The 13,781-nt window shown below is 41.3% G+C and carries 13 protein-coding genes; 8 read left to right on the forward strand and 5 right to left on the reverse strand.

Annotated elements, in window-relative coordinates; translation table 11 throughout:
• Positions 1-7 precede the first annotated feature (7 nt).
• Positions 8-1,186: a dicarboxylate/amino acid:cation symporter gene (locus G7Y45_RS11420; protein ID WP_165014463.1), complete on the reverse strand. Its 1,179-nt coding sequence runs from the start codon at positions 1,184-1,186 to the stop codon at positions 8-10.
• Between the two features lie 132 nt (positions 1,187-1,318).
• Here G7Y45_RS11420 and gnd point away from each other — a divergent pair, with 132 nt between their 5' ends.
• The 8 genes from gnd to G7Y45_RS11460 all read left to right on the forward strand — a co-directional run bounded on the left by gnd (position 1,319) and on the right by G7Y45_RS11460 (position 10,027).
• Positions 1,319-2,794 carry a decarboxylating NADP(+)-dependent phosphogluconate dehydrogenase gene (gnd, locus tag G7Y45_RS11425; protein WP_165014464.1) on the forward strand — a complete coding sequence of 492 codons (1,476 nt, stop codon included), beginning with the start codon at positions 1,319-1,321 and terminating at the stop codon, positions 2,792-2,794.
• A gap of 14 nt (positions 2,795-2,808) precedes the next feature.
• The gene (gene zwf / locus G7Y45_RS11430; protein ID WP_165014466.1) at positions 2,809-4,305 is read left to right on the forward strand and encodes a glucose-6-phosphate dehydrogenase; all 1,497 of its coding nucleotides are present in this window, start codon (positions 2,809-2,811) and stop codon (positions 4,303-4,305) included.
• Complete coding sequence (gene pgl / locus G7Y45_RS11435) at positions 4,302-5,018, forward strand: 6-phosphogluconolactonase (protein WP_005776655.1); 717 nt, start codon at positions 4,302-4,304, stop codon at positions 5,016-5,018. The genes zwf and pgl overlap by 4 nt, the downstream gene beginning before the upstream one ends.
• Before the next feature lie 355 nt (positions 5,019-5,373).
• Complete coding sequence (locus G7Y45_RS11440) at positions 5,374-5,598, forward strand: hypothetical protein (RefSeq protein ID WP_005776656.1); 225 nt, start codon at positions 5,374-5,376, stop codon at positions 5,596-5,598.
• Between the two features lie 244 nt (positions 5,599-5,842).
• Positions 5,843-6,157: a hypothetical protein gene (locus G7Y45_RS11445; protein WP_005776657.1), complete on the forward strand. Its 315-nt coding sequence runs from the start codon at positions 5,843-5,845 to the stop codon at positions 6,155-6,157.
• Between the two features lie 251 nt (positions 6,158-6,408).
• Positions 6,409-6,906, forward strand: a complete 498-nt coding sequence (locus tag G7Y45_RS11450; RefSeq protein ID WP_165014468.1) for a hypothetical protein — start codon at positions 6,409-6,411, stop codon at positions 6,904-6,906.
• 198 nt (positions 6,907-7,104) lie between these two features.
• Complete coding sequence (locus tag G7Y45_RS11455; protein ID WP_022012971.1) at positions 7,105-9,168, forward strand: sugar-binding protein; 2,064 nt, start codon at positions 7,105-7,107, stop codon at positions 9,166-9,168.
• A 49-nt stretch (positions 9,169-9,217) separates the two neighbouring features.
• The gene (locus G7Y45_RS11460; protein WP_032543908.1) at positions 9,218-10,027 is read left to right on the forward strand and encodes an RNA methyltransferase; all 810 of its coding nucleotides are present in this window, start codon (positions 9,218-9,220) and stop codon (positions 10,025-10,027) included.
• Positions 10,028-10,132: 105 nt separating this feature from the next.
• Here G7Y45_RS11460 and uraH read toward each other — a convergent pair whose 3' ends face one another.
• From uraH to G7Y45_RS11480, 4 genes are all read right to left on the reverse strand, one after another.
• On the reverse strand, positions 10,133-10,555 hold the full coding sequence (gene uraH / locus G7Y45_RS11465) for a hydroxyisourate hydrolase (protein ID WP_044299658.1): 423 nt from the start codon (positions 10,553-10,555) through the stop codon (positions 10,133-10,135).
• Between the two features lie 46 nt (positions 10,556-10,601).
• Positions 10,602-10,736 carry a hypothetical protein gene (locus tag G7Y45_RS11470; protein ID WP_005819730.1) on the reverse strand — a complete coding sequence of 45 codons (135 nt, stop codon included), beginning with the start codon at positions 10,734-10,736 and terminating at the stop codon, positions 10,602-10,604.
• A gap of 228 nt (positions 10,737-10,964) precedes the next feature.
• A complete protein-coding gene (locus G7Y45_RS11475) occupies positions 10,965-12,638 on the reverse strand; it encodes a S41 family peptidase (protein WP_165014470.1) in 1,674 nt (557 codons plus the stop codon).
• Between the two features lie 11 nt (positions 12,639-12,649).
• Positions 12,650-13,384 (reverse strand): outer membrane beta-barrel protein, encoded by a 735-nt coding sequence (locus G7Y45_RS11480; RefSeq protein WP_005776666.1) that lies wholly within the window; start codon positions 13,382-13,384, stop codon positions 12,650-12,652.
• Positions 13,385-13,781: the final 397 nt, after the last annotated feature.

Here is a 13,781-nt window from a genome sequence, read left to right on the forward strand (position 1 = left end):
ATAGCCATTAAAGGCTTTCGGGAGTTTTTCTTTTCCCCATGATCTTGTCTATAATCAGAGCGATGGCTCCATCACCGGTTACGTTACAAGCTGTACCGAAACTGTCCATAGCGATATAAAGGGCGATCATCAATGCCTGAGCCGATTCATCGAAACCGAGCATGGACTGGAGGATGCCTAAAGAAGCCATAATAGCACCTCCGGGGACACCGGGAGCAGCAACCATCGTGATGCCAAGCATGAAAATGAAACCTGCAAACAAGGAAAAATCGAAAGGCATGCCCTGCATCATCATTAAGGCTAAAGCGCAGGCCACAATCTTCAGGGTACTTCCGGATAAATGAATGGTAGCGCAAAGCGGGATGACAAATCCGGCTATATCGGCTGATACACCGTTCTTCTTGGTCTGTTCGAGTGTAACAGGGATGGTGGCGGCTGATGACTGAGTGCCTAAAGCGGTGAAATAAGCCGGCAGCATCCGTCCCAACAAGCGGAACGGGTTTTTACGGACAAACAATGCTGCAACAGAATACTGGAAGACCAACAGAAAGATGTGCAGTACAAAAATGACGCCAATGATCTTAATAAATACCATCAGGATGGAGAATACTTGTCCGGAATGTGTCATGTTGAGGAAGATGCCAAAGATATAAATGGGAAGTAATGGGAGGATAACTGCACTGATCATGCGTACGATGATCTCCTGGAAGTCGCGTGCTACGTTTTTCAAAGCGTCACTGTGCAGACTGGCAAGTCCTAAGCCGAGGGTAAAGGCAAGGACAAGTGCGGTCATGACATTCATCAACGGTGGGATGGCGACCGAGAAATAAGGTAGAATACCTTGGGCCTCACTTACCTCGTCGAGAGGTGCTCCCGGCGTAATAAGTGAGGGAAAAACGGCGGCTCCGGTGAAATAGGAGAGGAAGCCGGAGAAAAGAGTGGTACCGTAGGCAATGAGTGCGGTGACAAGTAGCATTCGTCCGGCTCCTTTACCAATATCGGCTATGGCAATGGTGACCAGGCCGAGGATGATAAGAGGAATGGAGAAATTGAGGAACTCTCCGAAGATGGAGTTGAAGGTCACGAACAGCCGTACCAAAGGCGTCGGCAGGAAATTTCCGATAGCGATACCAAGTATAATAGCTATGATGATACGTGGCAAAAGTCCGATGTGTATTTTCTTCATTACGAGTTTTTAGAAGTTTGTTACAAAAGTAATATTTTATTCTGAAACTATCCGAACAAATATTTTCGATATGTGTTATAGATAATAAGAAATAGAACAAAATATCAACTGATTTAGATAAATATTACAATTATGGCAACTCAGAATAAAACAGATATAGGCCTGATTGGTTTAGCTGTAATGGGAGAAAATTTAGCCTTGAACATGGAAAGTAGAGGATGGAGCGTATCGGTGTATAATCGTACGGTGCCCGGTGTGGAAGAAGGCGTGGTGGAACGTTTCATGAATGGAAGGGCTAAAGATAAGCATATAGAGGGGTTTACGGACATAGAAGATTTTGTGAAATCAATTGCTGTACCCCGTAAGATTATGATGATGGTGCGTGCCGGTAGTCCGGTGGACGAATTGATGGAGCAACTTTTCCCATACCTTTCTCCGGGTGATATATTGATTGATGGAGGTAACTCAAATTATGAAGATACGAACCGCAGAGTGAAACTGGCAGAGTCGAAGGGATTTCTGTTCGTCGGTGCCGGTGTGTCGGGCGGAGAAGAGGGGGCTTTGAATGGAGCTTCTATTATGCCGGGCGGTTCGGAAAAGGCATGGGAGGAGGTAAAACCTATTTTGCAGAGTATTGCTGCCAAAGCTCCCGATGGAAGTCCGTGCTGCCAGTGGGTGGGACCTGCCGGATCGGGACACTTTGTGAAGATGATCCATAACGGAATAGAGTATGGTGATATGCAGTTGATTGCTGAAGCTTATTGGGTGATGAAGAAATTACTGGATATGCCTAATGAAGAAATGGCGTCTGTGTTTGCCCGTTGGAATGAAGGTAAGTTGCGGAGTTATCTGATAGAAATCACAGGCAGTATACTCCGTCATAAAGATAAGACAGGGGGCTATCTGATTGATAAAATTCTGGATGCTGCCGGACAGAAGGGGACAGGCAAATGGTCGGTGATCAACGCCATGGAATTAGGTATGCCATTAGGATTGATTGCTACGGCTGTTTTTGAACGTAGCCTGTCGGCACAGAAGGAACTCCGTGAGACGGCTGCCCGTCAGTACCAATGTAAGCATTCGATGGCTGTATATAATAAACAGGATACGGAAAAAGAAATATTTGCGGCGTTGTATGCTTCGAAACTGGTTTCGTATGCACAAGGATTTGCGGTATTGCAGCGTGCTTCCGATGCATTTGGATGGAACCTCGATTTGGCTTCGATTGCACGGATGTGGAGAGGTGGATGCATTATTCGTAGTATTTTCCTGAATGATATTGCTGCTGCATTTGAGGCAAAAGAAAAACCGGAACATTTGCTGCTGGCTCCATATTTTGAGCAGGAAATCAAAGGATTGTTGTCCGGATGGAAGAATCTGGTGGCGCAGGCTATGCGTGAAGAACTACCTGTTCCGGCTTTCTCCTCAGCTTTGAATTATTTCTATTCGTTAGTGTCGGCTGACCTTCCGGCCAATCTGATACAGGCACAGCGCGATTATTTCGGTGCTCATACATTTGAGCGGAAAGATGAGTTACGAGGAGTCTTTTTCCATGAAAACTGGACTGGACATGGAGGGGATACAAAGTCGGGTACGTATAATGTATAAGCAAAAAAAGAAATATGAATAAATTTGTAATGACTATCTTTGGTGCTTCGGGTGACTTGACGAAGCGTAAGTTGATGCCGGCATTGTATTCGTTGTATGTAGCCAAGCGTCTTCCGGAAGAATTTGAAATTCTCGGGGTGGGACGTACGGTTTATGAGGATGCGGACTATCGGACTTACATTTATAGTGAGATGGAGAAATTTGTGAAGTCGGAAGAGCAGAATAAGGAGAAGATGGACGCTTTCGTTGGACATCTTCACTATCTGGCAATAGACCCGGCATTGGAAAGCGGATACGGACAACTTCGGCTGCGAATTGAAGAACTGAGCGGGGACAGCCGGCCGGACGATTTGTTGTTTTACTTGGCTACACCTCCATCATTGTATGGCGTGATTCCGTTGCATCTGAAATCAGTACATCTGAATGAAGGTCGTGCGCGGATTATTGTTGAAAAGCCTTTTGGGTATGATCTGGAGTCGGCCGAGAAACTGAATCGAATTTATGCTTCCGTATTTGATGAACATCAGATTTACCGAATCGATCATTTCTTAGGTAAAGAAACTGCTCAGAATTTGTTGGCTTTTCGTTTTGCAAATGGTATTTTCGAACCTTTATGGAACCGTAACTATATAGATTATGTGGAAGTAACCGCCGTGGAAAATCTCGGAATCGGGCAACGCGGCGGTTTTTATGATACTACGGGTGCTCTTCGGGATATGGTGCAGAATCATCTGATCCAGTTGGTGGCACTTACTGCCATGGAGCCTCCCGCTGTGTTCAATGCAGATAACTTCCGTAATGAAGTGGTGAAAGTATACGAGTCTCTGACTCCTTTGACTGAAACGGATCTGAACGAACACATTGTCCGGGGACAATATACAGCCGGAGGAAACAAAAGAGGGTACCGGGAAGAGAAGAATATAGCACCGGACTCGCGCACCGAAACTTATATCGCCATGAAACTGGGGATCAGTAACTGGAGGTGGAGCGGAGTGCCTTTCTATATCCGGACAGGCAAACAAATGCCGACGAAAGTGACGGAGATTGTCGTACACTTCCGTGAAACTCCGCATCAGATGTTCCATTGTGCGGGCGGTAATTGTCCGAGGGCAAATAAACTGATTCTTCGCTTGCAGCCCAATGAAGGTATTGTATTGAAATTTGGTATGAAAGTGCCGGGACCGGGATTTGAGGTCAAACAGGTTACAATGGATTTCAGTTATGATCAGTTGGGAGGGGTACCCGGAGGAGATGCTTATGCCCGCCTGATAGAAGACTGTATTCTGGGTGATCAGACCCTCTTTACACGAAGTGATGCCGTAGAAGCATCCTGGCATTTCTTTGACCCTATTTTGCGTTATTGGAATGAACATCCCGAGGCACCGCTATACGGCTATCCGGCAGGAACTTGGGGACCTTTGGAAAGTGAAGCTATGATGCATGAACATGGTGCCGACTGGACCAATCCATGTAAGAATTTAACAAACACAGATCAATACTGCGAATTATGAAACCCTATATTTTCCCTTCGTCCATAGAGACGGCACGCGCACTGATATTACATTTGGTGAAACTGATGTTAGATGAACCGGACAGAACCTTCTGCATTGCATTCAGTGGCGGAAGCACTCCGGCACTGATGTTTGATTTATGGGCGAATGAATATACGGATATCACTCCTTGGGAACGATTGAAAGTGTTTTGGGTCGACGAGCGTTGTGTGCCTCCTGAGAATTCGGATAGTAATTATGGGATGATGAGGTCGTTGCTGCTGAGTATCGTACCTATTCCGTACGAGAATGTGTTTCGTATCCAGGGAGAGAATAATCCAAAGAAAGAGGCTGCCCGCTATTCGAAACTGGTAATGAAGGAGGTGCCGGTGAAGAACGGTTTTCCGGTGTTCGATGTAGTATTGTTGGGAGCAGGTAATGACGGGCATACATCGTCTATTTTTCCGGGGCAGGAAGAACTGCTTTCGACAGATCATATATATGAGGCGAATTTTAATCCGAATAACGGGCAAAAGAGGATAGCTCTGACAGGAATGCCGATTTTGAATGCGCGTAGAATCATCTTCCTGATAACGGGAAGAGTGAAGGGGCCGGTTGTGGAAGACATCTTTTATTCGGGGGATACGGGTCCGGCTGCTTACATAGCCCATCATGCTGACAATGTGGAGCTGTTCATGGATAACGCGGCGGCGGAAAAGATTATCCGCAGATAAAAAACAAAAACCGTCCGACCTTCACAGGCCGGACGGTTTTTGTTCTATTTTTGAATACGTTATTTACATACAACAATTAAACAGTATGATAATTAAAATAACAACTCAACAAAATGGAATCCGGGAGAATCACTTCGGCCGGATTGGCTTATCTCACTTAAATGTGACTTACGTAATAATTATGACTAATTAATGTATGGCAAAGATAGGTGGTTTTTTGCTTTGGGGCAATCACTCGATTTAGGTATTGTGAAGAGGGTTATCACTATAAGTAGGGATTGAGCCGGGCGGAAAGGAGGAGTGTGTTTTGTTTTATGCTCTTTAAGTTGTAAATTTGCGGAAAAACAAGAGTAATATGGAATATAAGTTTGACGAACAGAGTGTGAAAGAATTAATGGAATGGGCGCAAGCTGCACAGCTGCCTCAAGAGCTGGAACTGAGTAAGGCAGAGCGTATTTTTGATGTGAAGCTTTGTGTGGAATCTGATTTATCCTGTATCAGAGCTCACTATCCGGATGCTTTTTACAATCCTGCTATTACTCGCCTGTATCGTATCAAGGAGAAGCTGGAGGAGAAGTGACTTCCGGATATGAGTAAGTGACTTAAAAGTATGTAATCAATTTGCGATTCTGTGGAATTTTTCCACAATAAATGTGGAATACTCCTTTATATTCCACTATTCCAAATGAAAGCTGTTTTTATATAATTACTTGAAAATGAGTTGTCGATCTGGATTGGCATATGTCTGGCATGTGTATTGCATTATAATATTCAGATGTTTAGTTATAGTTAGTAGATCTAGAACAATTAAGTTTTCAAGAATTATGAAAAAGGTATTAGTAGCATTGGTAATAGTAATGGGATTGGGATTTTCAGTAGTAAAAGCAGATGAACCTCTAAAGAAAAAATCTGCGAAAGTGGAACAGAGGGACTCACGGGAAGATTTTACGCCAATCGAGGTTAATAATCTTCCTGAGGCAGTGATTGATGAGTTATCCTGTGAGGGAGCACTGATTAAAGAGGCTTTTATAGCCTATAGTCGTTCGGAAGGTAAACTTTACAAAGTGATTATATTATCGAGCGATTTTCATGAACAGGCAGTGTTCTTGAATGAAAGAGGGAATATACTGAATAGATAGTTTCCCAATCTTTGAAGAAAGCACACAACTGAATTTATGTTAAGCCTCGGTTCGAAAGAACCGGGGCTATTTTTTTGTTCAAGAGAAATGATTCTGTATTTGAGAGGTAAATAGAATGGTTTGAAATTTATAATTGTTTCCGCCTTTTCTCTTTCATACTTTTGTACTGTAAGCTTACAAGAGACAGGAGATTTATAGGCGGGTTCTGAAAAGCCTTGAATAGAGTAGGAAAAACTTAAGGGTATTATAATATGAAAGTATGTATGTCGTCTAAAAAGAGAAACAATGGTTCTCTTGCTAAAATTCAAGGTCATTACTATAATAATAATGATGACTCTTGTTTCCAGGAAATAAAGGAAATGGCCCCAATTTCTATTAAAGCTTGTAAGGGGAATCAGTTGCTTATTACGCTTACCGTTTTGGATACTTGGTGTGAGAAAGCCGGTGACGGAGCATGGTTTGCTATTAAAGTTAATAATAAAATTGTAGCACGGGGATTGTATTCTGTGGCAATGGATGGACAACGTGTTCCCATTACTTTACAGGCAATGGTTGATGTCACTTCGTTGGAAGAAGATATTACGATCAGAGCTATGTGGTGTAATTGTGAGGGAACTTCCGGCAGAGCTTGCTGCATAGGAGAATTCTCAGAAGCAATACTTACAGTGTTAGTAAATGACTGGAATGTAGTTAGTTCAAAATTAGAAGAAATGACTAAGAATTTATCTAAAATTCCAGGTCTGAGATAAGGAAGACAGCGACAAGTCATGGATTATACGGGCAGTGAATAAATGGAGGCATTTGTTCACTGCCCGTTTTGTCGGATTTATCAAAAAAGTAAATAAAAAAGTCATATCTACTTTATGGAAGTTATAATTATGGGTGGTATTATTTACGGGTTTCAGAATAATTCATATCTTTGAAGCTGTAACTAAAACTAATCAATAATGAAGCAAATACATTTAGATTGCCTGGCAGTGAAGCTGTTTCTCTTTTTTTCTCTTTTTAGTTTGCCGTCCGGGGCACAGAGCATTTTTCAGAAATACGATCGTTTCCTGACGGAACCTCGTTCATACGTGTGTTATCGTGTGGACGGTAAACTGAAAATAGATGGTAAACTGGATGAAGTTTCATGGCAGAAGGCAAAATCGACAGCTCCGTTTGTAGATATCAGTGGCGAAGGATTCCCTACGCCTAAATATGAAACTACAGCTAAGATGTTGTGGGATGATGAATATTTGTATGTCGGGGCAATTTTACAGGAAGACGACATCAAGGCACGTCTTACTCAGCGGGATACCATTATTTACTATGATAATGATTTTGAGGTTTTTATAGATCCTGATTGGGATGGACACAACTATTTTGAAATAGAGACCAATGCCCGGGGTGTTATATTCGATTTGATGCTGGACAAACCTTATCGGTCGGGAGGCAACTTTATGGTGCAATGGGATTGTCCGGGATTAAAGTTGGCTATTCATCGTGAAGGTACGTTGAATAAATCGAAAGACAAAGATAAATATTGGAGTGTGGAGATGGCTATTCCTCATAAGGCATTGACTATGAATTTTAACAACCCGTTGAAAGCAGGCAATTGCTGGCGAATTAACTTCTCACGGGTACAGTGGTTGAAAGCCGGAGGGCCTGAAGAAAATTGGGTTTGGACACCTACGGGAAAGGTGGATATGCACATGCCGGATCGTTGGGGATATTTGTTTTTCGCTGACGAGGCAGTAGGAGCGCCCGAACGTACTGTTGCGCTACCGTATAATACTGCTGTGTATAAACTGCTTTGGGCTATGTTCTATGCACAGCAGGAGAGATATGCAAAAGAGAAAAACTATTTACGTACGGAAAAAGATTTTTTCCTGACGGATGCGGAGTTGAAAGGACTCCCGCAGGGTGCGCAAATCTCAGTTGAGGCTACCCGGAATACATACCAGATAGCTATTACTGTTCCGGGTGAAAACAAGCGTTACGTTATTAATAATGAAGGACGTTTCTGGACAGAGAAGATTGCTCCGCGTCAGGTGAAGAACTGGGTATGGACACGTATAAATAAGAATAAAAGTGAAGCAGATTACCGTCAGTGGTTTGCTTTGCTTAAGGAGTGCGGAATCAGTGGGGTGATGTTTGAAGGGTATGATGAAAATCTATATCGCATGTGTAAAGAAGCCGGTCTTGAGGCCCATTTCTGGAAATGGACAATGAATCGTGCGGAACTGCTGAACGTGCATCCCGATTGGTTTGCGGTGAACCGCAAGGGGGAATCTACGCATGATAAACCTGCTTATGTGGATTATTACCGTTTTCTCTGTCCTAACCATGAAGGAGTGGCGCAATACCTGGCGGATGATTATGTGAAAATAGCTCATTTGCCTTATGTAGATGGGGTACATCTGGATTATGTTCGTTTTCCGGATGTGGTTCTGCCTGTCAGTTTGTGGAAAAATTATGGCATAGAGCAGACGAGTGAACATCCTGAATATGATTATTGCTATTGTGAGGTTTGTCGTGCCAAGTTTAAGGCGCAGACGGGACGTGATCCGTTGGAATTGAAGTATCCGATGGAAGATCAGTCGTGGATCAATTTTCGTTTGGATGCCATTACCCGTGTTGTAGACCGGATTACTGAAGCGGTGAAAGCTGACGGAAAAGCAATTTCTGCCGCAGTATTCCCGGGACCTTCTATGGCCAAGAAGATGGTACGTCAGGATTGGGGAAATTGGACACTGGATGCTTATTTCCCGATGATCTATAACGGCTTTTATTACGAAGGGCCGGAGTGGATCGGACGTTCGGTTCAAGAGAGTGTGAAGACGGTTGATGGACGTGCGAAAGTGTATGCAGGATTGATGTTTCCTGATATAAAAAATGATTTTGAGAAAGCATTGGATGAGGCGTTTGATAATGGTGCGTCCGGTGTCTCTTTCTTTGACGGACCATCGGACGAATATCTTCATAAATTTAAAGCCTATCTGGATAAGAAGGGATTAAAAACGGAATAAAGCCTGTGAAATATGAATGCTTTAATCAAATGTTATAAAGGATAACAATATGCCTATTATCGAAATATCATCCTTGTCCCATCCCGGAGTAGAGATATTCAGTACCCTTACCGAAGCTCAGTTACGTAATCGCCTCGAGCCTGAAAAGGGGTTGTTTATAGCGGAAAGTCCCAAAGTCATTAAAGTGGCTTTGGATGCAGGCTATGAACCTTTAGCGATTTTGTGTGAGCAAAAACATATCACGGGGGATGCTGCGAATATCATTGAACGCTGTGGTGATATACCCGTCTATACAGGTGACAGAGAACTGCTTGCTACGCTGACCGGATACGTTTTGACACGTGGTGTACTTTGTGCCATGCGTCTTCCGGTTCCGCGAAGTATGGAGGAAGTATGCCGGAGAGCCAGGCGCATCGTGATCATAGACGGGGTGGTGGATACTACCAATATCGGTGCCATCTTCCGTTCGGCGGCCGCTCTCGGAATAGATGCGGTATTGCTTACGCGCAACTCTTGTAGTCCATTAAACCGACGTGCGATCCGGGTGTCTATGGGGGCGGTCTTCCTTGTACCATGGACTTGGCTGGATGGTCCTCTCAGTGATCTGGCTCGGTGGGGCTTCCGTACGGTTGCCATGGCGCTTACGGATAATTCTATTTCCATCGATGATCCTGTGCTGACAACCGAACCCAAGTTGGCTATTGTGATGGGTACCGAGGGAAACGGGCTCTCGCATGAGAGGATTGCCGAAGCGGACTATGTCGTTCGCATCCCTATGTCACATGGGGTCGATTCGCTCAATGTGGCTGCTGCGTCTGCCATCGCTTTCTGGCAACTTCGTGCTGAGAAAGAGTATTAGTGAATACAAAGAGTAATGTATAATGTAGAAGAACAGAAATGAAAGATAACGAGTAAGGCAGCCTCATAAGGCTGCCTTACTTTATAAATTGTAATAAGGAATATATTAATTCCCTCTGTATGTAGAATACCCGTTGGCTGACATAGTAATGGGAATATGATAATGCTTTTTGCCTTCAATTCTAAATATAACCTCGACAAACGGATAGATTGATTTTAAGCCTTGTTTCAGGAAATAAGGCTCTGTATAAAATTTAAGCATATATATACCTGTATTATCCTCTATGTCTGGTAAAAAATTGGAGATTCTTCCATTTACATCAGTCTTGCCGGTTGCAATCTGTTTCCATTGGCTTGGAGTGGAAGGATTTAATTTATAGAGGGTGATGTCAACTCCTTGTGCCGGTTCTCCTTTACTAATATCAAGTATGTGTGTACTTAGCTGATGGCTTTCTGTTTGGGCATAGATAGAGAAGGGCAGGAGGAATAAAATAATAATTACCGAGAATTTCTTGATTAGTTGCGTCATATCTGTTTTCGTTATTATGATTATATAATTAACAAATAAATTGAATTTATGTTTGGTTTGGATCAAAGATGGATCTCCATACCGACTTACCCTCTTTAACCGATAACCATACCAGATATCCGCCACCAATTTCACAAATGCCGGCAAGTATGAAGACTAAAATAGTTCTTAATATAAGCATATATTCATTTTTTTATTATTGGGTCACAAATATAGTTTAAAAAGAGAAGGATGAAATCAACTGGATTCGATTTACATTCTCAAATTTGCTATGCCGGGAGGGATGCCGCTTGATATCCCGTCAATGATTGTACACTGAATACAGGGCACATCATGACCGGAACATCAATGCGGCAATTAATTTTTAGTCGATTCCCGGCTCTCTCCGGTCTTAATCGTAAAAGGGCTGTTAATTGTTGGTTAATATTTCTACAGCCTGTTTTAACGTGCGATCAATATGGGTATAAGGTGAAAGGGCCATTTCATAAATTTCTTCTTCGGTTAGTGGTTCCATTAGGAAGTCCGGTTTAATTCCGATTCCTTCTATTACAGTATGAGTTGCATCCTGCATTGCAAGTAAAGGCATATAAAACTCTAAGTAATCACCGACTTTACCTCTCAGCCCTCCGTTAAACTGATCCGAATCTCCTAATCCGGCAGTTGCACCGGCACTATAATGTCCTACGACAGTGACATGTTTCCCCTGGCTTTTTAGCATTAGGGTACTGATTTCAGACATACTTGCACTGTTCTTGTCTAAGAGAATAACTACCGGTATTTCTTTTTTTATCCCAATGTCTGTTGGCTTTGTCATGCAGGGTGTCCATGGGGTATAACTGAATGGATTATTGTCTTCTTTGAACCTCTGGTAGCCAAAGATGGCGTCTTTGGTGATAAAGCGATCTGTAAATGTTCTTGCATCAAGAACCATACCGCCACCGTTTCCTCTAAGATCCAGTATTATCTTTTTTATATCCCCGTTTTTGAGGGGTACCAGGAAATTCTTATAGAAATCTATCTTATATTGATTGTTGATAACATTATCTATATCCGAGAGAAAAACTGTATACTCACATGCTAATTGTAAATGCTCGGTCGAGCGTTGTTTAAACCACTTGGTATAATTCGGATTTAGTTTAAACTCTTCCAGACCGCTTAGCTGTAATAGCTCTAAATTTATATTGGGTGCATTCTTTTTGGCTTTGAGTAATGCGTCGACAAAACTCTCGTCTATAGTTTCAGATTGCTTAAAGTTCTCTATTTTTTTTATTGCATCTTGCGCGATCTCGGACATCATGAAAGAGTTAAACTTATCTATATATTCTATAGACTTCTCAATCAGGACACTTTTTACAGCAGGGTCTTTTATTTTCGCTTCAATGGTATCTCTTATCTCTTTTCCTGTTAAATAATACGGGCTTTTATCATCTATAACCAAGTATTCATCACCAAAAGAAACGATATAATCATTACTTATTGTAAACGACTTAAAACCGAAATAGTATATGTCGGGATTGTCTGATAAGAAGCCACCTAACATATCATTTTTATGTCCGAATACTCCTGTGTCAGGTTGTATCTTAGGTTTCATATATTCATACTTTAGATCAAAAGGATAAGCATATATCTTGTCTTTACTCTTCATTCCACCATAAAAAATGGTGCTTTTGAAATAACTATGTGACACGGGAAGTGCTATTTTTACATAGAAATGTTGGTCTATGATAGGATCAATGATTTCTGTAAAGTATTCTATTGCTTTGTTACAATCATCTGATATTTCAGCTTTGGTATACTGTTTATCCCTGTTAAACGTTTTTAATTCTTTGAACTTTGGAGTATATTCTTTATATATCGCTTCCCAGTTCAAACTACTCTGTTCGTAAAAATAATTGTATTTCTGGTTCATTGTATTCCAAAACACATCGAACAGGTCAGAATATGATTTTATATCACTTGCTGTATACCGTGTTGGTTCTTTGGTTGATTCTGTAACGTCTTCAACGCAACTTCCAGAAATAAAGAGCACAAGAAATAAAAGAAAGAAGTGACGTAATGTCCAATTATATTTTTTAGTTTTCATAATCTATAGTTTTAGAATTTATAGGCGACGCCCAATGATATTATGTTTGAGATTCTTCTCGATTTACGATTCGAAGAAGTTTTTGCTTTGTATATGTCGGTTAGACCATACTGATAGGTATATGAAGCAAAAACATCGATCTTCTTAAAAGAATAACCGATTTCTCCTGTGCCCTCTATCCCGAACAGGTTTCTTTTCAAGTTATTTTCATTTCGCTTGAAATCATACGTTTCATTCACTTGAGCTCTGATATAGGAACCGTCTTTCTGTAATTGTGCAAAGATCGGGTATTCTCCTTTCCGGTGCATTCTTGTAAAGTATTCATAGTAAACACCGCCTTGAATTTTGAGCCATACACCATTCTCTTTATAAGGGTTATTGAAAATATATAACCCTACATTCAGCGGTACATTCATAAAGTTGTTTTTATACAGTGTATGCGTTCCCGTAATATTATCCGTCTTTTTATATTCATAGTTTTTTTGTATGAATCCCAGACCTGTTCCCACAATAAAGTCTTTAAAGAAGTTATATTCAAGATTTACACCGGTTGCAACCCCTGTTTGGGTATTGTAACGTGTATTGACCAGATTGGAAACGTCGCTACTTAAAATACTCCTGGAGATACCGACATCCAAACTAACTTTTAATTTCTGTGCTTTTACAGATGAAGGAATTGTTATAATTCCTAACAGAATGAAAATTGCTACTTGTTTTTTCATAAAATTAATGTTTAAATTAAACAAAGAACCAAACGGATGTTGTGGTTCGAATAAGTAAATTATGGTGGATTAAATTAGGTATAATACGAACAGGTATCGACTGTGTATTAATGCTGTCACGAGAAACGTGCAACGGAACTGTATCATCAATGGGATTTTATGCTACTCAGATCCATAGCATGCTCAATCATATTCAGGTATCTTATGATTGAAATATCACTTGGCGAATTCTTCTTGTGGAAAGAATTCGCCTACATCTGATTATCTCTATAAACTTTAAATTTCTTCATATATATTCAGGTTTTGATTAAAATAGGTACTTCTATATTTTACAAAACTATTATTCTATGCCGGAAAACAAACACATTTCATTGCTTTTTTTTTAAATTTATATGAAAAATACCACAAATATGTTAGATGA

Source organism: Bacteroides sp. ZJ-18, assembly GCF_011038705.2.
Classification (GTDB): Bacteria; Bacteroidota; Bacteroidia; order Bacteroidales; family Bacteroidaceae; genus Bacteroides; species Bacteroides hominis.